Below are 23767 nucleotides of genomic sequence, written 5' to 3'. Positions count from 1 at the left end.
GCGGCAATGTGGGGTGGATCACGCTCAATGCCGACGCGTGGCGGACCCCGCATGGGGTATTGGCTACAGTGTCCCGACCGCGTCGCCGCGGTGGCGGATCCGCTGGGTCCACTTCATGGGGCGCCGGCTCGCGCGCATCCCACCGGCAGAAGCCTGCGGGCGGAACAGTGACGAGGACATGACGGCTAGCGCACTCACCGAGACCTCCCCGAGCGACGTCCCCGAGGACCCGGCACCCGCGACGACCACGCGGGGCTGGGGCGCGCGGCTGGCGCCGGTGCTGGCCGTGCTCGCCGGCGTCGCGGCGGTGGCCGCCCACGCCACGCGGTACGGCCACTGGATCGTCGACGACGCCGCCATCACCTTCTCCTACGCCCGCAGCTTCGCCGACGGCCTCGGCCCGGTGCTGCAGCCGGGCGCCCCGCCGGTCGAGGGCTTCTCCGACCCGACGTGGATGGTGCTGCTCGGCGTCGGCAAGCTCGTCGGCCTCTTCGACCACGGCCTGCTGTTCGGCCTGCCCGACTACGTGCTGTTCCCGAAGCTGCTGGGCCTGCTGTTCACCGGCGGCATCCTGACCGCGTGCTACATCGCCGCGAAGCAGGTCTTCACGCGCTTCGCCTGGCTGGTCACGCTGGTCGCGGGCCTGACCCTGGCCACGGTCCCGTCGTTCGTCATCTGGGTCGTGTCCGGCCTGGAGAACTCGCTGTTCGCGTTCGCGGTCGTCACGCTGGCGGTGACGCTGTTCGTCTCGGTCAAGCGCGACAAGCTGCTGACGCCGAAGGTCGCGCTGTGGGCGGGCGTCCTGGTCGCGTTCGCCGCGCTGACCCGGCCGGAAGGGCTCATCTACGCGGGCGCGTACCCGCTCGCGGCGCTGTTCCTGCTGCGCGGCGGCCTGTTCTGGAAGAGCTTCCGCCTGGCGCTGCTGTCGGTGGCGGCGTTCGCCGTGCCGTTCGGCGCGTACGTCGTCTGGCGGTACTCGGAGTTCGGGCGGCTGCTGGCCAACCCGTCGGTGGCCAAGCAGCAGGGCCTGCCCGGTTTCGACGCCGTGAAGCGGCCGTTCGAGCTGGCCGGCTACGCGGGCTGGGCGGGCGTGGTCCTGCTGGCCTTGGTGATCGCGTTCGCGCTGGTCAAGGCGCCGTGGCGGCGTCCGCTGATCGCGCTGCTGGTGCCGCTGGCGCTGGGGATCGTCGCGTACGGCGTGATGGTGGCCGACTGGATGTACCAGCACCGGTTCGCCAGCCCGATCTGGCCGCTGGCGATCATCGCGGGCACGTTGTCGGCGGGCGAGCTGCTCAAGCACCGCCGGGCCCTGCTGCGGATCGGGATCGTCGTGGTGCTGGTGGGGGCGTTCGTCCCGTCGGCGATCGGGTTCGCGCAGGCCGCGGACAAGTTCGCGAAGAACCCGAACATCACGGCGTGCCTGGTGGCCGACCGCTTCGGCCGCGGGTTCAACACCTACGCGGACATCCTGGGCATCCAGAAGGCGTCCCTGCTGCTGCCGGACCTCGGCGGTTCGTCCATGACGAGCCGGCTCGAGCTGGTCGACATGGCGGGCCTGGTCAACAAGCCGATCGCCGACCTGGTCCACGACAACGACCTGGCCGGCCTGCGCGACTACGTGTTCGACACGGTGAAGCCGACGTTCATCCACTCGTGGGGCCCGTGGGCGGCCGGCAACGGCATCGCGCTGGACCCGCGGCTGGACCGCGACTACGTGCTGATCTACAGCTCCCCGATCGAGGGCTTGCGCAACGGCGACTGGGTCCGGCGCGACGCGGTGACGGACCCGGCGAAGCTGAAGGCGGCGCAGGACTACGCGGCGAAGACGATCCCGGCGGTGGCGGCGGACCGCTTCGGCGGCCCGCTGGACGACTGCGGCGCGACGATGAAGCCGGGCCAGACGATCACGATGCCGGGCTGAGTCCCGCAACTCGCGTGATTCGACCCGTAACCCGCGTGATGGGAGCCGGAACTCGCGAGTTCCGGCTCCCATCACGCGAGTTCCGGCTCTGATCACGCCGGTTACGGGTTACGTCACCAGGCCCAGGCTGAGCCACAACGCCCCGGTCGCCGCCACCAGGCACAGCGGCGTCGTGATCGCCCCCAGCGCGTGGAACGTCTTCGCCGACGGGTGCTCCGGCAGCGTGCGGCGCCACAGCAGCGTCGCCAGTGATCCCAGGTAGCTCGCGTTCGGGCCGATGTTGACCCCCAGCAGCACCGCCAGCAACACCCCCGGCGCCGGGTGCGGGCCCAGGACCGACAGCAGGATCAGCGTCGCCGGGAGGTTGTTCACCAGGTTGGCCAGCAGGGCCGCCACCCCCGCCGCCACGAGCAGGTCGGCCAAGCTCGTCGAGGACGGCAGGACGTCGCGCAGCAAGCCGCCGAGCAGGTGCTCCGAGACCGCCTCGACCACCACCGCCAGGCCCAGCACGAACAGGCACAGCTGCGGCGCCGCCTCCGTCACCAGCTGCCACGGCCGGATCTTGCCCTGCGCCAGCGCCCGGGTGCCGAGGACCAGGGCGGCCAGCGCCGCGATCCACACCGGCTCGACGTGGCCGAGCGGCCCCAGCGCGAAGCCGGCGAGCGTCAGACCCAAGACGGCCAGCGAGAACGTCGGCGTCTCCAGGTGCCGGGCCGGCTCCGCCGTCGAGCGCGGCCGCAGGTCGGCGGCGAAGAACCGCAGGAACACCACCAGCTCGATGGCCACCGTGACCAGCCACGGCAACGCCATCGCCGCCGTGAACCCGGCGAACGTCAGCCCCGACGCGCCGAACGCCAGGAGGTTCGTCAGGTTCGACACCGGCAGCAGCGTCGACGCCGAGTTCGCCAGGTGCGCGCACGCGTAGACGTGCGGCCGGGCCGGGAGGCGCAGGCTCGTCGCCGTGGCCAGGACCACCGGGGTGAGCAGGACGACCGTGGCGTCCAGGCTGAGGACCGCGGTCACCCCGGCTGCCGCGGCGAAGGTGAGCACCAGCAGCCGCCGCGGCCGGCCGTGGCAGGCCTCCGCGAGCCGGTTGCCGAGCCAGGTGAACACACCGTCGACACTGGCCAAAAAGGACACGAGGAGGATCGCGGCCAGGAAGCCCAAAGTCGGCAGGATCTCGACGGCCCGGGCCCCGGCCGCTTCCGGCCGCACGAGCCCGAGCAGGAGCGCGACGCCCGCCGCCGGCACCGCGGCCACCGCTTCGGGCCAGCCCCGCGGCCGCACGATCGCGAAGACCAGCACGGCGGCGAGGAGCGCCAGGCTTCCCGCTCCGGCCCAGAAGTTCACGCTCCCACGCTAATCGACGCCCGGCGCGGGCCCGCCGGGGGCGCCCCCGTTTTCGACGCTACCGGAAGGCACCGACAATTCCGCGAGCCCGGCGGCGGGCCGCTCGAGCGTGGGCCGGTTTTGTCGGTGCCCTCGGGTAGCGTGGAAAACGGGGGCGCCCCCGCGGGCCGGGGTCAGACGCCGAGCGGCTCCGGGGTGGCCGCGCCCCGCGCCAGGTCCTGCTCCTTCGCCCGGATCACCGGCAGCACGTGCTTGCCGAAGTGCTCGACGTCCTCCAGGTAGTGCAGGAACCCGAGCAGCAACAGCGAAGCCCCGCGCTTCTTGTACTCGATCGCCCGGTCGGCGATCTGCTCCGGCGTGCCGATCAGCTTCGTGCGGAAGCCGTCGTTGTACTGCACCAGATCCTCGAACTCCGAGTCGGCCCACATGCCCTTCGAGTCCGAAGTGGACTTCCCGGCCTGCTTCACGGCCGACCGGAAGCCCTCCACCGCCTCGACGTTCGCCTTCGCGACGATCTCCTGCAAGACCGCGCGCGCCTCGCTCTCGGTCTCGCGAGCGATGACGAACCCGTTCAGTCCGAATCGGACAGTGCGCGAATTCTCGGCAGCGTAACCGCGAACCTCCGAAACCTGCTCGCTGAAGCCGTCGAAGTCCTTGCCGTTGCTGAAGTACCAGTCCGAGACGCTGCCCGCGAGCTTGCGCGCCGCCGTCGAGTTGCCGCCCTGGAAGATCTCCGGGTGCGGGGCCGCCACCGGCTTCGGCTTGATGTCGAAGTCGTGGATCCGGTAGAAGTCGCCGCGGAACTCGGCGTGGTCGTTCGTCCACAGCTCGCGCAGCACGCGGATGAACTCCTCGGACCGCCGGTAGCGCTCGTCGTGCTCCAGCCACGGCTCGCCGAGGCCGGTGAACTCGCCCTTGAACCACCCGCTCACCACGTTGACCGCCGCGCGGCCACCCGAAATGACGTCGGCGCTGGCGATGAACTTCGCCAGCACGCCGGGGTGCCACAGTCCGGGGTGGACGGCCGCGATCACCTTGAGCCGCTGCGTCGCGAGCAGCAGCGCCAGGCTGAACCCGGTGGACTCGTGCTGGTACGAGGCGCCGTAGCTGGCCGTGTACCGCACTTGCGAAAGCGCGTACTCGAACCCGCTGTTCTCGGCGAGGACGGCCAGATCCCGGTTGTACTCGTAGCCCCAGTCCGTCCGCTGTTCGATGTCGGACGTGACGAGGCCACCACTCACGTTCGGGACCCAGTAGGCGAATTTCAACGGCTCTTCGAGGGACATGGCCCGAGTAGAGCAACGACGCCGGAGCCGGTCAACGCGCGTCCACGCGGTGGGAACTCACCCGCCGCGGTGGGATTTCGCCAGCGCGCCACCGAGTTCCGCGCGGCCGGGGATGCCGAGCTTGCGGTACGCGCCGGACAGGTGCAGCTCCACGGTCCGCCGCGTGAGGTGCAGCGCGGTCGCGATCTCCCGGTTCGTCAGCCCCTGCGCGGCCATGACGGCGACCCGGTTTTCCTGCCGCGTCAAGCCGTGCTCGTTGTCCTTGGCCGGTGTCAGCGCGCGCCGCGCCGAACGCAGTTCCTCCGCCGCGCGCCGGGCCAGCGGACGCGCACCGCAGTGCTCGCTCAGCTCCACCGCCTGCCGCAGCGTCTCGATGGCTTTTTCGGACTGGCCGTGCCGCGCGTGCAGCGTGCCGAGCTCGGTCAGCGCCGTCGCCAGCTGCAAGCGGGCCGGCGACGACTTGAGCGTCGTGATCGCCTTGTTCAGCGCCCGCTCGGCTTCGTCGTCCTCGCGGACGAGCCCGAGCGTCGTCAGCGCCGTGCCCAGCGGCCGCGCCGCGCCCCAGCGCGTCGAGGCGGTCATGTCCTCTTCGGCCAGGCGGGCCGCGTCTTCGGCCTGGCCCAGCGCCAGCGCCGCCCGCGCCGCGTGCGCGCGCCACGGCACGAAACCCGGGAACCGCATGCCGTGGTGCGCGAGCCGGCGCCCGCAGCTGAGCAGGTCCTCGAACCCGAAGCGCGTGTACCCGGTCGCGACGCGCAGGCGGCCGCGCGCGTACAGCAGGTAGGTGTGGGTGAACAGGCCCTGGCTCGCGACGAAGTCCATCCGGTCCAGCAGCGACGTCGCCGCCTCGAACCGGCCCAGGTCCACCCAGCACTCGACGAGCTTGGCCGTGCACAGCACGCCGACCGGGCACGTCGTCGTCCCGCCGCGCTCGTCGAAGCGGCGCAGCAGCGACTCGAAGTGGACGCTCGCCCGCTGCAGGTCGCCGCTGGCCTGCAGCGCGATCCCGCGGACCAGCGTCGGCAGCGCGCCGTGCGGCACGTGCACGTCCCACGGCTCGCGCTCGACGTCGAGGACGCGGCACAGCCGGTCGACGTGCGCCGGCTCGTCCGCGAGCACCGCCGTGGCCAGCGTGAAGAAGTAGTGCTGCTCGAAGAGGTCGCCGTCGTCGCCCGTCATGGCGGCCGCGAAGTGCCCGACGGCCTCCTGCGCCGACTCGCCGCTGCGGACCGCGTCCAGGGCCAGCAGCGCCGACCGGCTGCGCTGCGCCGCGGGTTCGGTCAGCGGCGCCCACTGCTCCTCGAAGTCGCGGAACTCCGGCGGCGGGCCGAGCCGGCTGCCGGCCTCGGCCAGGTACGTCATGCACAGCAGGGGCCACACGGCGTCCGGGCCGCCGGCGTCGAGCCGCGCGGCGATCTGGCCGGCCGCGCTGATCGCGAGCCGCGCGTCCTGGCCGCCGCACAGCGACAGCAGCATCGCCGACGCGATGAACGCGGCCGTGTCGCGGTTGCCGATGGTGTCGACGGCCTCGCGCACCCGCTGCGCCGCCGCGGGCGGGTCGAGCTGGAACTCCGCGTGGGCCAGCTGCAGCAGCACGGCCACCCGGCGCCCCGACGTCAGCCGCTCTTCCAGCGCCCGTCGCAGGTACCGTGCCCCCAGTTCGGGACGCCCGGAGAACACCGCGTCGCGCGCGCTCAGCCGCAGGACGTCCACGCCCCACGGGATCCGGATCGACGTCGCTTCGAGCAGGTGCGCGGCGACGCGCTCGGCCGCCGCGCCGGTCTCGGACAGCAGCTTCGCCGCCCGCGCGTGGTTGACCGCCCGCGTGGTCTTCGGCATGTCCCGCAGCAGGGAGTTGCGGACGAACGGGTAGGTCAGCGTCGGGGCGTTGCTGTTGTTCAGCACGTGCAGCCGGACCATCGTGTCGATCGCCTGCAGCGCGTCGAGCTCGTCGACGCCGGCGAGCTGGGCCAGCAGGTCGAACCCGGCGTCCTCGCCGAGGATCGCAGCGGCGTGCAGGATCGCCGGCGCGTCCGGGAACTCGTGCATCCGCGTGTGGAGCACCTGCCCGATCAGCGACGACCCCAGCTCGTGCGGGTCCGCGCCGGGCAGCAGCCGCGGCCGCAGCGCGTTCAGCAGGTACGGGTTGCCGCCGGTCGCTTCGCGGCAGGCGGTGGCGAGCTCGCCCGGGGCGAGCCCGAGGATCTCCGCCGCGGCCGCGTCGCCGAGGCCGTTGAGGGTGATCGTCGCCGGCGTGCAGCCGGCCATCTCCAGCAGCGCCACCTCGCGGTGCGGCGGGTGGCCGATCAGGGAGGTGAGTATGATCAACACCGGCAGGTCGAGCACGCGGTGCCGGATGTAGGCGAGGCACCGCATCGACCAGGCGTCGGCGAGGTGCACGTTGTCGATGCCGAGGAACAGCGGGCCGCGCTCGGTCGCGTCGCGGACGAGGCCGAAGAAGTGCTCGAGCGCTTCGCTCTCGCCGGCCGGGCCGCACTGCTCGGCGAAGCCCGGGCGCGGGACACCCGGCTCGTAGAGCGCGTCGGCCAGCTGGCGGGCGAGCCCGCCGGGCAGGTGGCTCTCCAGCCGCGACCCGGTGGCGATCGCGACGGTGAAGCCGGCGTCCGCGGCGAGCGCGGCGGCGGTGTGGAGCGTGGAGCTCTTGCCCATGCCGAACTCGCCGACCAGCACCGCGCTCGCGGCCGTGCCGCCCAGCGCGAGGGGGAACAGGCTGGTCAGGCGGCTGAGCTCGGGCTCGCGGCCGGGGAGCCGCGGGGCGGGGCGCTTCGGTACCGAAGGCCCGCTGACGGGCTGCTCGGGATTTACTTCGGTATCCACCGTAAAGACTTTCATGTTGGGTTGGGGCAGACTACTGGAAACCGGCTGATCACGGGAGATCCCGCAGGTCATGGCCGGTACCGGTCACCACCTGAGCAGGGGAGACGATGGACGCAGCGGATGCGAACCAGGTCCTCGCGGTGGCCGGCCGGGCCGCGCAGCCGATCGTCACGGCCATGCCCACCACGAGCAGCAGGAGCGCCCCGGCGGCCGGACCTCCCCGGCCGGTGAACACGCACGGCTTCCGGCGCCGGGCCGCGCCGCCGCTGGGCGGCGGGTAACCCGGGCCGGCCGCGCCCGACCGCGGGAAGGATCCGGGGGCCGCCGGGTCGCCGGAGGCCGGCGGATCACCGCCGCCCGGTAGGTAGCCCAGCCGGGCCGCCTCCGCCAGGGCCGCCGACACCGGCCGGAAGTCCGTGAGCAGCTCCTGACACCGGGGACAGCCGGCCAGGTGCGTTTCGAACTCTTCCGCGTCGTCGAGGACGCCGAGCTCGTAGGCCGCGGCATCGCGGTGCTCCCGCCTCATCGCACCGCCATTTCGCCGAGTGCCTTCCGCAATTGCCGCATCGCCGTGTACAACCGCGATTTGACGGTTCCCTCGGGAATTCCCAGAATTGTCGCGGCCTGCCGGACGGTGTTTCCGGCGAGGTAAGTGACGGTGATGACGGCCTGATATTTCTCATCCAGTTCCGACAATGCCCGGCTGATCGTTAGTGCGGCTAACGAACTGTCCGCGCGCTCGGTGGACTCGGCGTTTTCCGGGATCTCCAGAGCGACCTCCTGCGGGCGGACCCGGCGATTCCGCCAGCCGTCGATGACGATCCGGCGCGCCACGGTGAGCAGCCATCCGCGCAGCATTCCGGGCTCGCGTTCGAGCGTGCCGGAGTGCTGCCACGCGCGGATCATGGTCTCCTGCACGACGTCTTCGGTCCACTGCCGGTCGTGGTTCGTCAGGGCCAGTACCTGCGAAAACAGGGTGGCGCGGAAGTCTTTGTACAGCAGCGGGACGAGGTCGTCCGCCGTGTCGGGGCGCGGTTGCACCGCCGTGGCGGACGAGCTGGAGCCGACGTGGCCGCGACTTTCTCTGCCCAGTGCTTCCATAAAGCTCGCAACCTCACCTGACTGGCGGACTGTGGGGCCTTCGGAGCGTAGCGCAAAAACACTTGATAGGCCATCTGCATTAGTTTCCGTACCCCATTAGCGTCGGGGTACGAACTGGCGGGTTCAAATTGTGTCTTGTGATGTACGTCACAGTCTCTAAAAGGTGACGGAGAGAACCGGTGAACGCCGTTCTTCCGTAACTCCGGATAAGACCTCCTTCGCGAAGGGAAAACGGGGATGCCGCTCCGATTCGTGGCCTTGTTCGCCGCCACGACCGCGCTCGTGCTCGGCTGTGCCCTGCCCGCCTCCGCCGGCGAACTGCAGCAGGCCGACCGGACCCTGCTGGCGCGCCTGAAGCAGCACACGCTGTGGGCCATCCCGGCCGGCCGGCTCGCCGCCGACCGCGCGACCAACCAGCGCGTGCGCGCGGTCGCCGTCCGCATCGCCGACGACCAGGCCCGCCTCGACGTCGCCCTGCGCGCGGTCGCCGACCGGCTCGCCATCACGCTCCCCGCCGGGCCCACCGAGCAGGAACGCGGCTGGGCCGCCGAGCTCTCGAAGGACTCCGGGGACGCGTTCGACCGCACCTACGTCAACCGCCTGCGCGCCGAGTACGGCTCCCTCTTCGGGCTCGCCTCCGACGTCCGCGCCGGCACCCGCGACGACGACGTCCGCGCGTTCGCCCAGACCGCCGTCGACACCGCGCTCGGCCACCTGACGCTCCTCGAGAGCACCGGGCTCGCCGAAACCACGTCGCTGCTCGTCTCCGCCACCGAAGACGGCACCGACGACACCCTCGGTGCCGGGGACCTCGCCCTCGGCGCCGTTTTCGTGGCGTTCGCCGCCGTCGCCACGTTCGGCCTGCTCCGCCTGCTCGGAACCCCCGGCAGGACCTCGCCGCGCACCCGGAGGTAAACCCGCCCATGTCCCCGTCCGCCGCGCTGCTCCCGGTGTCCCCGCACGACACCGGGATCGCCGAGGCCGCCGCGCTGTCCGGCCGCCTCACCTACCTCTGCATGTGCCTGACGCTGTGCTGGGGCGTCCTGGCCGCCACCGGCTGGGTCCGCCGGTTCAGCGGCCAGGACGCGCTGCGCGCCGGCCACGTCCTGCTCGCCGCGTTCACCCTCGCCACCGGCACCGTGCACGGCCTGACGTTCCTCTTCCTCGAGGACGACCCGTTCGGCGCCGCCGACCTGCTGCTCCCGTTCTACGACGGCACCCCGCGCCACGCGCTCGGCATCGCGGGCCTCGAACTCGTCATCGCCGTGTCGATCACGGCGGGCCTGCGCCGCGGTGCGCGCGAAGGCCGGTGGCTGCGCTTCCACCAGTTCGGCTACCTCGCCATCGGGCTGCTCGCCGTGCACGCCTGGCTCGGCGCCGTCTCGAGCGGGCACCTATCGGTCGTCTGGCTCGCCGGGATCACGCTGCTCGTGCCGCCGGTGCTCCTCTCCGCCCTGCGGGTGCTGCCCGCCGCCGCGCTCGCCCGGGCCGGGCTGATCGCGCCCGAGCCCGAAGATCTCGAGGTCAGCGCGCTGCGCGTCGACGTCGACAGCCACCGCTGCCACTCCTACGGCGTCTGCCAGTCCGAGGCGCCCGGGGTCTTCCAGCTCGGCCACGACGGGCAGCTGGAGTACGAGAAACGGCCCGGAGCCGGGGAAGCACCGAACGTCCGCGCGGCCGCGCGCGCCTGTCCCATGCGAGCCATCCACCTGTTGGGAGCCACTTCGTGAGCGAACGCATCGTCATCGCCGGAGCCGGCCTCGCCGGCCTGCGGGCCGCCGAACGGCTGCGCGAGCTCGGGTTCGACGGCGAAGTCGTCGTCCTCGGTGCCGAGCCCGACATCGCCTACCACCGCCCGGCGCTGTCCAAGAGCCTGCTGACCGGCGCGGTCAGCCGGGCCCAGACGCTGCTCGCCGATCCCCTCGAGGTCGACGCCGAGTGGTACTTCGACACCCCGGTCACGGCGCTGTCGCCGAACCGGCAGGTCGTCCACCTCCGCGACGAGGAGGTCCGGTACGACGGCCTGATCATCGCCACCGGCGTCGAACCCCGCCGGCTGCCCGGTGCGCCGCACGGCCACCCGCGGGTCGTCGTCGTCCGGACCCTGTCCGACACCACGGCGCTCCAGCGCGCGCTCGCCACCGGCTCCGGTCCGGTCGCCGTCATCGGCGACGGCTTCATAGGCTGCGAAGTCGCTTCGAGCCTGCGCGAAATGGACCGCGACGTCGTCCTGATCGGCCGGTCGCGGGCGCTGCTGGCCGACGTCCTCGGCCCCGACATCGGCGACTGGCTCACGGCGCTGCACACCGCCCACGGCGTCCGGCTGGAGCTCGGCACCACCATCCGCCGGTGGCACCCGGGGACGACGTCGGTCGGGCTGGAGTTCGCCGACGGACGCGCCCTCGACGTCGCCTGCGTCGTGGTCGCCGTCGGCAGCGTCCCGGCCGTGTCCTGGCTGCGCGGGGCGAAGCTGCCGCTGGACGACGGCGTCGTCTGCGGGCCGACCTGCCACGTCGTGGGCTCGGACACGATCGTCGCGGCCGGCGACGTCGCCCGCTGGCCCAACCTCCGCTACGACGCGACGCCCCGGCGTGACGAACACTGGCTCAACGCGGTGGAGATGAGCCGGGCGGCGGCCGAGAACCTGCTGGCCGGGCCGGCCGGCTCCCCGGCGTACACGCCGGTGCCGCGGTACTGGTCCGAGCAGCACGGCGTCCGGATCCAGGTGGCCGGCCGGCCGATGCTCGGGACGGACACGGTGCTGCTGGAGTCGCCGGTGGCCGGCACCCGGCCGATCACGGGCTCCGTGCGCGACGGCCGGCTCGTCGGGCTCATCGGCCTCGACAGCCCGGCCGCGGTGCTGCACTGGACGGCCGAACTGGCCCGCCAGCGCCCGGCGCCGTCGATCGTGCCGCCCCAGCGGCCGCCGGAACCGGAGCGCCCCCGCCACCACAGCCGGGCGGCGGCCGGGTACTGAGGTCGCGGTCAAGACGGCCGAGCCCGCTGCCGTCCGGCGCTCGGCTACCATCTCTCCCGCGGACGAGCAGGCAGGGCGGTCGCGGGCCGGGGAGACCCGGCTCGAGGAAAGTCCGGACTCCACAGGGCAGGGTGGTTGCTAACGGCAACCCGGGGTGACCCGCGGGAAAGTGCCACAGAAAACAGACCGCCACGGCTCGCGAGGGCCGGGGTAAGGGTGAAACGGTGGTGTAAGAGACCACCAGCGTCCCGGGTGACCGGGGCGGCTGGGTAAACCCCACCCGGAGCAAGGCCAAGAGGAAGCCCCCGGGCTTCTGCGCAGGCGTTCGAGGACGGCCCGTCCGAGCCTGCGGGTAGGCCGCTGGAGCCTGCCGGCGACGGCAGGCCGAGATGGATGGCCGCCGCCCGGCGAGCCGCGAGGCGACCCGGGAACAGGATCCGGCTTACATGCCGGCTCGTCCGCCCCACGTGCCCGAAAGCCGCGTGATCGGCCACGGGACTCGCGTGATCGGAGCCGGAACTCGCGTGATTGAGGCCGTAACTCGCGAGTTCCGGCTCCGATCACGCGGATCACGGCTCCGATCACGCGAGTTACGGGCCTGATCACGCGCGGCGGGCGGTTCCGCCGGTGGTTACCCGGTAGTAGGGTGCCGCTATGGCGGGTGACGAGAAGCGGTTCAAGTCGGCCTTCGATTCCTTGCACGCTCTGGCGTACTTCGCGCCCGAAGTGGACCAGGCGCTCACCGGCATCGGGCTGCGGCCGGGGCGGATGCCCTACTTCGCCGGCCGCTCGGCCGCGATGGGCCCGGTCGGGCCCGAGGTCGTCGCCGCCACCTTCTACAACTTCAACCCCGAAGTCGTCGCCCGCGTGATTCCGCGCGCCTGGACCCTCGCGACGCCGGAGCAGGTCCTCAAGGCCCGGCTCGAGGGCGTCGACGCGGCCCTGACCCGGCTCCTCGGCGAAGGCGAGCTCAAGAGCGACCAGGTCGTCGAGGCCGCCGAGCTCGCCCGCGAGGCCACCGCCGGGTGCACCGCCGAAGGACGTCCTCTCTACGCCGCGCACGCCGGGCTGGACTGGCCCGAGCCGCCGCACCTCGCGCTCTGGCACGCCATCACGCTGCTGCGCGAGCACCGCGGCGACGGCCACATCGCCGCCCTCGTCCTGAACGGCCTGAGCGGCGTCGAAGCCCTCGTGACCCACGTGGCCACCGGCGCCGGGTTCACCCTCGACGCGGCCAAGCTGACGCGCGGCTGGAGCGACGAGCAGTGGGCAGCCGCCGAGCAGGGCCTGCGCGACCGCGGGATCCTCGACGGCGACGGGGCGCTCACCGCCGAAGGTGTCGCGCTGCGTGACCGCGTCGAAGTCGCGACCGAGGCCGCCGCGAAGGCGCCGTGGGACCACCTCGGGCCGGCGAAGCTGACCCGGCTGGAAGAGCTCGGCCGGGACCTCACCCGTCGCGTGGTCGCCGCCGGCGCGTTCCCGGCGGGTATTTTCGCTCAGCGTCGCGCTTGAGGTCCAAGATCACGCTATGTAGTGAAACTCGTGTGAGGTTTTGAGCGCCGTGTGACGGACGGCCGGACCGGTCAAGATCGACATGTGTGCCGACCGGCCGAAGCACCGTCACAGAGTGGACTCGGGCGACGGGGCCGTTCGGGTCATGTCACACTTTCTCAGGCCGCACAACGGCCACGGCGCAAGTACCCACAGTGAGCAAATCCCGGGCAATGGGGTGAGTTCGTCAGCACACTGAGAAGTATGGGTGCCCGGGCTTTAACCCGAGGGCCCTTGCCGCGATGATGGTGGGCGTGGAGTTTTCGTTTACCGTGGCCGCCACACCGGTTGACAAGCCAGCCGTCATCTACGCAGCGCGCTTTGACCACTACCCCTCGTAGCCGTCATGATGTTGTTCGAAGCACCGCCTGAGCCAGAGCCGCGCGGGCCCACCGCGCACCGGGAGTAACGCGATGATGACCTTGACCACCCTCGACACGCTGGCCGCCGGCGAGCTGGGCACGGGAAACGTGCGCCAGTGGCTGCTCGACAACGTCATCCCCCTGGTGCTGCTGGCCGTTGCCCTCCTGCTTCTCTGGCTGGGCGGCGGCAAGGGCGACAACGCCGGTGTCATGCGGCGGCTCGCCGGCGTGGTCATCGCGCTCGCCATCATCGGTCTCGCGGTCAGCGGCGCGGGCGTGAACGTGGGCCAGTGGATCGCCGGCCTGTTCACCGGCTGAGGCGGCGGCGTGCGCATCAGGACCGATGACGAGGTCTACCGGGTCGACGCCGTGTGGCTCGGCCCGCCGAAAGCGACTTTTCCCTGGAGAGCCCGCTACGTCGCGTGGCTCATCGGTATCCCGGCGTTCTTCGTCGTCCTCGGCGTCGAACGCTGGGCGGGGTGGAGCTTCGGGTTCTTCTCGACGGCGTGGGCGTTCGTCGCCACCATCGTGATCACCCGGCTGCTCACGGCCAAGATCAGCCACGAGCGCCCGCTGGGCACCGTGGTTTCGATGGCCGGGCGCGAGCTCAACACCCCCCGCGAACGGACCACGGGCACCGGCGGCGCGGTCAGCGCCAGCCGGGTCCGGGTACGGGCCGAGCGCCCGCTGCCGAAGCACCGCCGAAAACGGCAGTACCAGCACCACGGCGGGCCGCCGGGTGCGATCCAGGGAACACCACGAGCGCGCCGGAGCCGCGGCAACGCGGCTCGGGCCGGGAGGTAGTCGTTGTTCGGTCGCGGCGGTAGCCGAGGAAAACGGGGTCGGGACGCACACTCGGGCGCATGGCAGCCGCCCGAGCAGGTCCGCGCGGCGCGAAACGGCTCAGGGGGCGGCAACGGCCGCCGCCTGACCGGTGAGCAGGCGATCCCCGCCTATACCCCGTCGATCGCGGTGCGCAGCATCGACGGGCACCTGGTTCGCACGGGCGTCGAGGTCTACGCCTGGTACCGGCTGGCGCCGCAGCGCTGGTCGTTCCGCTCGGACTCGCAGCGCCGCGACCTCGTCGCGGCCATCGCCGGGCAGTACGCCGAGCTGCAGGGCCGCTGGCTGCACCTGCGCGTGACGAACCGGCCGTACCCGATTCGGATGTGGGCCGAGGCGCACGTCTACAACGCCCACGGCCGGCCCGGCGACGTCCCGGGCGCCCTGTCGTTCGACGACTACCTGATCGGCGAGCAGCAGCAGCTCATGGGCCGCTCGATGGCCGAAAAAGAGGTCTACATCGGCGTTCAGGTGCAGACCCGGCGGATGGTCGACCGCGCCGTCGAACGGGCCGCGCCGGTGCTGCGCAAGATCCTGCCCGAGGCCGTCGACGCCGAGCTGAGCGCGCTCGACTCCGAGGTCGAGCACCTCGACCAGGTCATCGGCAGTGCGGGGCTGGAGGGCCGTCCGGTGCACGCCGAGGAGATGTCCTGGCTGATGCACCGGTCCTGCTCGCTCGGCCTGCCCGCGCCGCGGAACATGCCCGCGGTGCCGGGCGCGGCCTGGGAACCCGAGGACCTGGCCAGCTTCACCGACGCCGCCGACTACTACGCCGACCCGTACGCGCCGACCGTGACCGTCCGCGGCCGCACCGGCTCCAACGCCGGCGTCTCGCGGCACCTGGCGATCCTGACGGTGGGCCAGATGCACGGCCTGCAGATCCCCGAGGTCGACGACCCGTGGATCCAGCACGCCGACCGGCTGCCGGCGGCGGTCGAGGTGTCCGCGCGGATCTACGTCCGGCGGCCCGAGGAGGTCGCCAGCGAGCTGCAGCGCCAGATGAACAAGGTGCGCTCGCAGGTCAAGCACTACACCGACGAGCACGAGCTGGAGCCGCCGCAGTCGCTGTCGCGCCAGGCCGGGCGCGTGCTGGAGATCGACGACGAGATGACGTCGGGCTTCACCGCGCTCGCCACCCGCGTGCGCTCGTGGTGGCGGCTGGCGGTGTCCGGCCCGACCGAGCGCGACGCGCTGCGCCTGGCCCAGCAGCTGCTCGACCTCTACAAGCCGAAGATCGCCATCGAGCACCCCGAGGCCCAGTACGCGCTGGCCCGGGAGTTCATCCCGGGCGAGCCGCTGGCCTCGGCGGCGTACATGCGCCGCGGGTCGGTGGTCTGGGCGGCTTCGTCGGTGCCGACGGCGACGGCGGAGGTCGGCGACCGCCGCGGCATCCTGCTCGGCGAGACGTGCACGGCCACGCGGCGCCCGGTGGCCTGGGACCCGTGGATGGCCCAGGAGATCCGCGACGGCTCCGGCCTGACCGCCATGGTCGCCGGCCTGGGTGGTGGTAAGTCGTTCCTGGGCGGCGGCATCGTCTACAAGACGCTGCGCGCGGGCGCGAACTGGACGATCCTCGACCCGTCCGGCCCGCTGTCGCGGCTGTGCGACCTGCCGGAGCTGCGCCCGTACGCGCGGCCGATCAACCTGCTCAACGCCCAGCCGGGGATCCTCAACCCGTACCGGGTGGTCGCCGAGCCGCTGATCGAGCACTTCATGGACGAGGACGACCCGGAGCGGTCCTGGCGCCGCGAGAAGGCCCTGGCCGGCGCGACCCGGCGTCGTCTCGTCCTGGACGTCCTCACCGGTGTCCTGCCGTACGAGGTCTCGCGCATGGCGCAGACCCGGATCGTGCTGCTGCGCGCGGTCCGCACCGTCGGTGGCCGGTTCGACGCCGACCCGGGCCAGGTGATCGATGCCCTGCGCCGGGATTCGAGCGAGCACCACGAGCACGCCGGCGTCGTCGCGGACTTCCTCGACGAGATGCGCGAGCGGATGGCGCTGCTCATCCCGGAGTCCGACGCGGACCCGTACTCGGAGACGCGCGACGACCGCCTGACGGTGCTGACGATGGCGGGCCTGACGCTGCCGAAGGACGGCGTCCCCCGCGAGTACTGGACGGACGCGGAATCCCTCGGCGTCGAGATGCTGAACCTGGCGGCGTGGCTGACCCAGCGGTCGGTGTACGAGAAGCCGAAGGAGATGCGCAAGGGCGTCTGGATCGACGAGGCGTTCTTCCTGTCCGAGGTCCCGACCGGGCGCGTGCTGATGAACCGCTTCGCGCGTGACTCGCGCAAGTGGAACGTCCGGGTGCTGCTGTCGTCCCAGATCCCGGCGGACTTCCTGAAGATCCAGGGTTTCGTGGCCCTGCTGGACTCGGTGTTCGTGGGCCGCCTCGACGACGACGACGCCCAGGCCGACGCGCTGCGGCTGTTGAAGGTGCCGGTCGGGGTCGGGTACGAGCAGGTGGTGGCGGCCCTGGGGCGTCGTCCGGGTTCCCAGCAGCGAGGCGTCGAGCGCGACGTCGAGCCCCGCCAGTTCATCTTCGGCGACGGCGCGGGCGGGGTCGAGCGCATCCGCGTCGACTTCTCCGGCCCGCACCTGGACCACCTGAGGGCGGTCATGGACACGACGCCGGGTTCGAAGGACGCGGCACCTTCGCGTCGCCCGGGCAACGAGCTGGCGCTGCCGGTCACGGAGGAGAAGAAGCCGTTCGTGGCGTCCCCACCGGAGGACGACATCGAGCTGGAGCAGGACTTCGAGCTGGCGGCGGAGCTGGAGGTCGGCCTGGCCGACGAGAACCTCCTCGGAGCCCCGGACCCATTGGCGACCGAAACGGGCGAAGTGGAGGGCGGCGTCTCCCCGAACGGCCAAAACGGCCACGGCGGCCAGCAGCACGCCCGCACGGGTGGAAAGGGCGGCACCGGCCGGGACGCCGCATGAGCGCCGCCCGGACCCGAAGTAGCCGCACCGCCCCCGGCTGCGAGGGGCGGGCCTGCCGTTCCCCGCGGACGGTCGCACTCACGCGGGCTACCGCGGAGGGTGCCGTATGAACACCCTGCTGACGTTGGCGGTGCTGCTGACGCTGGCCGCCGCCTGGCACGCGCTCAAGCGCCGGATCAAGGAAGGCCCGAAGGCGCGCCGCGTCCCGAGCCGCAAGGCGACGATGTTCGCCGTCATGCTGGTGCTCGGCCTGCAGGCGATCGCCACGGCTCCCGCGGCGAGCGCGGCGGCCTGCGGAGAGGCGCCGAACCCGGAGCGTCCGGGCGCGGGCATGGTCGGCGCGATCGATCCGCCGGAGGGCCACGGCGAACCGAACAGCGCCTACATCGACTACGGCTACGCGGGCATGGTCTGGAACACGTTCGAGACCGACTGCTCGGGGATCAACCTCACCCCGGCGGGGTCCACTTTGGACAGCTGGGGCGGCAACCAGCTGTTCAACCTGGGCAAGAACATCGTCGGTGCCACCAACTCGCTGCATTACACGGTGCTCGAAGGTGGCCTGCTGAACCCGATCTACGCGGCGGTGAAGTCGGGCGCCGAAAAGGTCTACAACAACATCTACGCCCAGCTGTTCGGCTTGGTCGCGCTGATCCTGTCGATCATGATGTTCCGCAACATCTGGCGGGGTGACCTGGCCGCGGTCAGCAAACGGGCGCTCTACGCGCTGGCCGGGATCTGGCTGGCCGCGTCGTCACTGGCGATGCTGCGCTACTTCGACCCGATCGACAAAGCGATCGTCCAGACCACCACGAACATCCAGGCGGGCTTCGTCGACGAGAGCGGCGACCGGATCGTCCGCGACATCCTGCCCACCCAGCTCCACACGCAGATCGTTTACAACAACTGGCTGCGCGGGGAGTTCGGCACGCCCACGGCACCGCAGGCCGAGCAGTTCGGCAAGCCGCTGCTCGACGCCCAGGCGTTCACCCGCAACCAGCTGGTGAACGGCGACGACGGCAACCAAGGCGTCATCGACGGCAAGAAGAACGCCTACAAGGACATCTCCACCAAGCTCGGCCCCGCGACCGGCTACTTCACCGGCGAAGCCGGCGGCCGCACCGGCGCCGGCTTCCTCTCCCTCGGCCAGGCCCTCGTCTACTCCCTCTTCCAGCTCCTGGCCAAGGCGTCGGTCCTCCTCGCCCAGGTCCTGATCCGCCTCTTCGCGCTCACCGCGCCGCTGATCGGGCTCGTCGCCCTGCTGCACCCGGAGATCCTGCGCCGCGTGCTCAAGGTGGCCGGCGGGGTGGCCTTCAACCTCGTCGTGCTCTCGGTGCTCGCCGGGGTGCACGCGCTGCTGCTGCAGGCCATCTTCGACGCCGGCAACTCGCTGAACATGCTCACGCAGATGGTCCTCGCCGGGCTCATCACCGTGCTGCTGTTCATGGTCGGGCGGCCGGTCCGGCGCCTGTGGCAGATGGTCGAGATGTCGGTCAGCATGGTCGGCGCCGCCGTGCCGTCGCCCGGGGGCGGGATCTTCTCCCGCTTCAAGCGCAACCGCAACGGCCCGACGCCGCAGGACGAGTTCTGGCAGAACGTGCGCGACACCGACGACGTCGTCGACGGCGAGCAGCGCGGCCCGCTCGGCGCCACCGCCGGTGGTGGCCGGTTCCGGCCGGAGGCCACGATCTTCGCCAACGCCCAGCGGCTCGACAACACCTCGGGCGCGGGCCGCCCGGCCGCCGCCTGGTCCGGCGCCTGGCCGGGGGCCATCAACGGCGGCCCGGCAGGGGCGTTGCCCGCCGGCGGACGCCCCGGTTCCCCGGTGTACGGCCAGTACAACCCGGCCAACGGCGACCCCGGCGACTACGTCGTGGTCGGCGCGGGCGGCCGGCCGACGCTCCGGCGCGAGGAAAGCCGGCGCGTCGACACCTCCCCGGTCGCCGACCGCCGCTGGACCGACGAGCCGGAGCCCGTCGTCGTGCCGTCCGACCTGCGCACCCCCGAGTCCGGCTTCAACGACTACACGCCGCAGGACGTGCCACGGACGCCGGGAGTGCGGGCGCAGCCGCGCCGCGTCGACCCCGAAGTCGTCGCCGGCAAGCCGGTCTTCGTGCTGTACCGGCCTTCGCGGGGCATCGAAGTGCGTGAAGAACCGCGTGACACCGACCAAGTCATGGGGCGGTGACCGATGCCGATCCGCACCAACCGCGGCCGCGCCGCGGTCTACCGCCGCCTGTGGGGCTGGCCGCTGCGCTCGCCCCGCCACCTGATGGGGACGCTGGTCTTCCTGGCGATCCTCGTCACCGCGCTCGGCATCGTGCTGCCCAAGGCGGTCGGCAAGCCGCAGGCGAAAGCCTCGCCCACCACCGGCACGACCACGTCCGTCACCGCGACCGCGCCGGGGGTCGCGGCGCCGGTGCCGACGTCGAACCTGCCGACGCGGCTGTCCGCGCCGCTGGCCACCCCGACGACGGCGGCGCCGAACGGGGACGCCGTCCGCGTCGCCAAGGAGTGGGCCGCCGCCTGGGTCGACCACCCGGCCGGGATCACCTCCGACCAGTGGCTGGCCAAGCTGAAACCCTTCACCACCGAGGAGTACCTGCCGGTGATGGCGTCGGTCGACCCGGCGAACATCCCGGCGACGAAGGTCACCGGTGAGCCGGTCGTCGGCACGTCGTACACCAGTTCGGTGCAGCTGACGATCCCGACCGACGGGCCCAAGCTGGCCATCACGGTCGTGAGCACCAACGCCGGCTGGCGCGTCGCCGACTACGACCAGGCGAGCTGACCGTGCGGCGGCTGGGGTTGTGGCTGGGGCTGGTCGTGTTCGTCGCGATCGGCGCCCTGGTCGTCACCGCCGTCGCCGCCAAGGTCGTCATCGACAACCAGCAAGCGCAGGCCCGGGGCGTGTCGCTGATGAGCTGCGACGCCTCGGTCGGGCCGACCCAGCCCGGCGAGGGCGATCGCGGCACGGTCGACGCGTCGAAGCTGGACGACGAGCAGAAGGGCACCGTCGCGCTGATCATCACGATCGGCAAGCAGCGGTCGCTGGCGCCGCGCGCGTGGCAGGTCGCCATCCAGGCCGGGATGACCGAGTCCGGGCTGCACAACCTCACCTACGGTGACCGCGACTCGCAGGGCATCTTCCAGATGCGCCCGTCGATGGGCTGGGGCTCGATCTCCGAGGTCACCAACCCGACCTACGCGGTCAACAAGTTCTACGACGTGCTGCTGGCGGTGCCGGACTGGGAGAACAAGCGCCCGGGCGACGCCGCGCAGGCCGTCGAACGCTCGGGCTTCCCGGACCGGTACCACAAGTGGGAGCCGATGGCGGCGACGCTGGTGGAGAACGTCGGCCAGGTCGTCGACGTCGTCGCCTGCGGCACCGGGATGGGCCAGCTGCTGCCGCCGAGCCAGGCCGCCGGGAAGGCGATCAGCTTCGCGCTGGGCGAACAGGGCAAGCCGTACGTGTGGGGCGCCACGGGCCCGAATTCGTACGACTGTTCGGGCCTGATGCTGCGGGCGTACGAGTCGGCCGGGATCATCCTGCCGCGCGTTTCGCGCGACCAGTACCACGCGGGCGCGCTGCTGCCGGTGCGCGACGCACAGCCCGGTGACCTGCTGTTCCTCGCCAACGACCCGTCGAACCCGGACACGATCCACCACGTGATGATGTACCTGGGCGACGGCAAGATCGTCGAGGCGCAGCAGACCGGCGTCCCGGTGCACACGCGGCCGTTCTCGTTCGACGAGGCCGAAGTGGTGCCGCAGGCGGTCCGCCCCGGCGTTTAGCATGGGTCTCGAGGGCCTTGACACGAATCGGCCGATTCACCCGACGTCGCGGCGCTTCCACGAGCAGGTGGCCGCGTACTGGCAGAGGATGAGCACGTGGGACGCAAATTCGGCAAGCGAGGCAAGCCCGGCCCGGGCGAGCCCCAGGACCCGGCGGCGCTGTTCGGCGCGCCCCAGCCGCCCCGGCAGTCGGCTCGCCCCGCGTCCAGCACGCCCCTGTCCGACCAGCTGAGCCAGGGCTACCCGGGCGTCGACGCGGGGTACGTGGTGCTGCCCCGGTCGCTGGCCGAGGGGATGTCGCTGCCGTGGCAGCACCAGATGGCGGCGTTGCTGGCCCAGTTCCACGCCGAGCACGCTTCGCTGGCGTGGCCGATTTATCGAGTGGTGCCTTCGCGTTACGAGAGGCTGGCGGACCTCGACGAGGAGCAGCTCGCGGAGGCGGGTTACCTGGTCGAGATGGACGCCGACGGCGAGATGGTCTACCGCGAGCGCAGTGGCCGGAAGGTCGAGGACCCGGAGAACACGTCGGTCCTGGTGTCGTCCCTGGACCCGATCCCCAAGCCGGCGGCCAGGCCGTCGCCCCCGCCTCCGGGAGCGCGCCCGCCCGGCCAGGCGCCGGCCCCGATGAACATCGGCCCGGCCCCGGTGTGGCGGACGGTGCCCCAGCCGCCCCCGCCGGGGGCGCCTGAGCAGCACGTGCCGCCGGCCGGTCGGTCGGGGTCGAGTTCGGCGTGGGGTCAGGGACGTCCCCAGGAGGACCGCGAGTGGTCTGACCTATCGGGGAAGGCTCGTCACGCGGCTCCGGAGACTCCGGAGGCTCCGGCTGTCGAGGCCCGGGGCGCGCATGCGGCGGTCGAGGCCGGTTGGCAACGACCTGAGCCGGCGGTTGGTCCGCCGACGTTTGATGCCTCGCCGGGGATTTCCGCGCAGGTGGGCCGGTCGGAGTTGCGTCCGGACCCAGGGGCGCCTGAGCGGGCGCCGTTCGCTGAATCCGCGCCTCGGCCGGTTGAGGAACCTGCGGTGGCCCACCAGCCGGCGCCTGAGGCGGAGGCTTTGGAGTCTGCACCGCGGCCGGCTGAGCCGGAGCGTGGGAACGTGGTCGAGGCGGCGGGGTCTTCGCCGGAACCGGTCGAGACTGATGGGGCCGAGGCGCCGGAGTTGCGGGATGGAGCCTCGGCGACGGTGCCGGATGGTACCGCCCAGCCTGCGGCGGCGGTGGAGTCGAAGTCGTGGGAAGCGGTCCAGCCGGAGGCCGCCGGACCCCGGGATGCGAATTCGCCTGCGCCTGCCGAAGCCGAGTCGCGAGGTCTGGTTCAGTCGGAGGTAGCCGAATCGGCGCCGGCCGAAGTCGAGGCCCTGAGTGAGGTTCGGCCTGAAGCGGTTGAGCCGGTGGTGGCCGACCCCGAGCCGCGGGAAGTGGTTCAGCCCGAAGCGGCTGAACCTGCGGTGGCTGAGCAGGAGTCTCGGGGTGCCGTTGAGGCGGAAGTGGCTGGACCTGCGGTGGCCGAGCACGAGTCTCGAGATGCCGTTGAGACGGAAGAGGCTGAACCCACCGTGGTCGACCACGAGTCGCGGGAAGCGGCGGTCGACCACGAGTCTCGAGATGAGGTGCAGCCGGAAGCGGTTGAACCTGCGGCGGTCGACCACGAGCCTCGAGATGCGGTGCAGCTGGAAGCGACTGAACCTGTTGTGGTCGGCCACGAGCCCCGGGAAGTGGCCCAGCCCGAAGCGGCTGTGCCTTCACCGGCTGAGCCCGCGCCGGAGGAGGTAGTCGAGCCCGAAGCAGGTGCGCCTTCCCCAGCTGAGGTTGAGCTGCGTGATAGCGCGGAGTCGGAAGCTGCAGCGGTGCCCACTACGGAACCGCCGGATCCGGAGGCGGCTGGCGTGCAGCCGCAACCGTCTGCTGTCTCGCAGCCGGAACAGTCGGCCTCCCCGTCTTCGTCGACGGCCGCATCGCAGTCACCTTCAGCCCAGGAGCCGACTGCCGCCGGTGAGCCGCAACCGCCCGCTGAGCCGCAGCCGCCGGCTACCGCCGGGCAGTCGCCTGCGGTGCCGCAGAGCCAGCAACAGCCGCCGACCTTGCCGCACCCGCTGGCTACGGCTCCGCCGCAGCCAGCGGAATCGCCGTTGTCGGCCCAGCAATCCCCTGCCGGTGCGCAGCCACTGGGCCAGCAGCAACCTGCTGATTCGCAGGCGCCGGACCAGCCAGAACCGCCGGCCGCGCAGCCGTCGTCGGCCCAGCTGCAGTCGCCCGCCGGGCAGCCATCTGGTGGTTCGCAGGCATCGGCCCAGCCGCAACCTGCCGCGCAGCAGGCGCCGGTTGAGCAGCAGCCGGCACCGGCTCAGATGCAGTCGGCTGCTGGGCAGTCCGAGTCAGCAGGCCAACAGCAACCGCCCTCCAGCTCCCAGCAACCGGCCCCGCAGCAGTCCACTGCCGCTTCGCAGCCGTTGGGCCTGCAGCAACCTCCCGATTCGCAGGACCCTGCCGCGCAGCAGGAATCACCAGTCGCGCAGCCGCCTGCCAGTTCGCAGGCACCGGCCTCACAGCAGCCGCCTGCCGCGCAGCAGCCCCCGGCTCCGCAGCAACCTGCCGCTTCGCAGGCCCCTGCCGCGCAGCCGCCCGCTGGTTCGCAGGCGTCGGCCCCGCATCAGCCCCCGGCTCCGCAGCAACCTGCCGCTTCGCAGGCCCCTGCCGCGCAGCCGCCTGCTGGTTCGCAGGCGTCGGCCCCGCATCAGCCCCCGGCTCCGCAGCAACCTGCCGCTTCGCAGGCCCCTGCCGCGCAGCCGCCTGCTGGTTCGCAGG

Annotated in this window: 16 protein-coding genes and 1 other RNA gene; 12 read left to right on the top strand and 5 right to left on the bottom strand. The window is 72.0% G+C overall.

What is annotated here, in order from left to right; all coding sequences use genetic code 11:
• Positions 1-178: 178 nt before the first annotated feature.
• Entirely contained in the window at positions 179-1921 is a 1743-nt protein-coding gene (locus AB0M83_RS22885) for a hypothetical protein (protein WP_364520088.1), read from the top strand.
• Between the two features lie 108 nt (positions 1922-2029).
• Here the strand turns inward: AB0M83_RS22885 and AB0M83_RS22880 are convergent, their stop codons facing one another.
• From AB0M83_RS22880 to AB0M83_RS22860, 5 genes are all read right to left on the bottom strand, one after another.
• On the bottom strand, positions 2030-3271 hold the full coding sequence (locus AB0M83_RS22880) for an SLC13 family permease (RefSeq protein ID WP_364520086.1): 1242 nt from the start codon (positions 3269-3271) through the stop codon (positions 2030-2032).
• 173 nt (positions 3272-3444) lie between these two features.
• On the bottom strand, positions 3445-4557 hold the full coding sequence (gene sfnG / locus AB0M83_RS22875; protein WP_364520084.1) for a dimethylsulfone monooxygenase SfnG: 1113 nt from the start codon (positions 4555-4557) through the stop codon (positions 3445-3447).
• A gap of 57 nt (positions 4558-4614) precedes the next feature.
• Entirely contained in the window at positions 4615-7395 is a 2781-nt protein-coding gene (locus AB0M83_RS22870; protein ID WP_364520082.1) for an AAA family ATPase, read from the bottom strand.
• Between the two features lie 49 nt (positions 7396-7444).
• Positions 7445-7921: a hypothetical protein gene (locus tag AB0M83_RS22865; protein WP_364520080.1), complete on the bottom strand. Its 477-nt coding sequence runs from the start codon at positions 7919-7921 to the stop codon at positions 7445-7447.
• Positions 7918-8496, bottom strand: a complete 579-nt coding sequence (locus tag AB0M83_RS22860) for a sigma-70 family RNA polymerase sigma factor (RefSeq protein ID WP_364520079.1) — start codon at positions 8494-8496, stop codon at positions 7918-7920. Before AB0M83_RS22860 ends, AB0M83_RS22865 begins: the two co-directional genes overlap by 4 nt.
• A 237-nt stretch (positions 8497-8733) precedes the next feature.
• On the opposite strand from AB0M83_RS22860, the gene AB0M83_RS22855 reads away from it, so the two are divergent.
• The 11 genes from AB0M83_RS22855 (at position 8734) to AB0M83_RS22805 (ending at position 20964) form a co-directional block, all read left to right on the top strand.
• Positions 8734-9411: a DUF4142 domain-containing protein gene (locus AB0M83_RS22855; RefSeq protein WP_364520078.1), complete on the top strand. Its 678-nt coding sequence runs from the start codon at positions 8734-8736 to the stop codon at positions 9409-9411.
• Between the two features lie 8 nt (positions 9412-9419).
• Positions 9420-10226: a ferredoxin gene (locus tag AB0M83_RS22850; protein ID WP_364520077.1), complete on the top strand. Its 807-nt coding sequence runs from the start codon at positions 9420-9422 to the stop codon at positions 10224-10226.
• Positions 10223-11473 carry an FAD-dependent oxidoreductase gene (locus tag AB0M83_RS22845; protein ID WP_364520076.1) on the top strand — a complete coding sequence of 417 codons (1251 nt, stop codon included), beginning with the start codon at positions 10223-10225 and terminating at the stop codon, positions 11471-11473. Before AB0M83_RS22850 ends, AB0M83_RS22845 begins: the two co-directional genes overlap by 4 nt.
• Positions 11474-11536: 63 nt before the next feature.
• An RNA gene (gene rnpB, locus AB0M83_RS22840) (RNase P RNA component class A) lies at positions 11537-11934 on the top strand.
• A gap of 193 nt (positions 11935-12127) precedes the next feature.
• The gene (locus AB0M83_RS22835) at positions 12128-12985 is read left to right on the top strand and encodes a hypothetical protein (RefSeq protein ID WP_364520074.1); all 858 of its coding nucleotides are present in this window, start codon (positions 12128-12130) and stop codon (positions 12983-12985) included.
• Between the two features lie 452 nt (positions 12986-13437).
• Positions 13438-13704 (top strand): hypothetical protein, encoded by a 267-nt coding sequence (locus tag AB0M83_RS22830; RefSeq protein WP_004562703.1) that lies wholly within the window; start codon positions 13438-13440, stop codon positions 13702-13704.
• Between the two features lie 9 nt (positions 13705-13713).
• On the top strand, positions 13714-14190 hold the full coding sequence (locus AB0M83_RS22825; protein WP_364520072.1) for a hypothetical protein: 477 nt from the start codon (positions 13714-13716) through the stop codon (positions 14188-14190).
• A gap of 3 nt (positions 14191-14193) precedes the next feature.
• A complete protein-coding gene (locus tag AB0M83_RS22820) occupies positions 14194-17169 on the top strand; it encodes an ATP-binding protein (protein WP_364520070.1) in 2976 nt (991 codons plus the stop codon).
• Between the two features lie 106 nt (positions 17170-17275).
• The gene (locus AB0M83_RS22815) at positions 17276-19357 is read left to right on the top strand and encodes a magnesium transporter (protein WP_364520068.1); all 2082 of its coding nucleotides are present in this window, start codon (positions 17276-17278) and stop codon (positions 19355-19357) included.
• A gap of 3 nt (positions 19358-19360) precedes the next feature.
• Positions 19361-19960, top strand: coding sequence for a hypothetical protein (locus tag AB0M83_RS22810; RefSeq protein WP_364520066.1), 600 nt, complete (start codon positions 19361-19363; stop codon positions 19958-19960).
• A 2-nt stretch (positions 19961-19962) separates the two neighbouring features.
• Positions 19963-20964, top strand: a complete 1002-nt coding sequence (locus AB0M83_RS22805; RefSeq protein WP_364520064.1) for a C40 family peptidase — start codon at positions 19963-19965, stop codon at positions 20962-20964.
• Positions 20965-23767 lie beyond the last annotated feature (2803 nt).

Source organism: Amycolatopsis sp. NPDC051106 (assembly GCF_040682775.1).
GTDB lineage: Bacteria > Actinomycetota > Actinomycetes > Mycobacteriales > Pseudonocardiaceae > Amycolatopsis.
The sequence above is the reverse complement of the archived record's forward strand: the minus strand, read 5'-3'. Positions and strand labels throughout refer to the sequence as shown.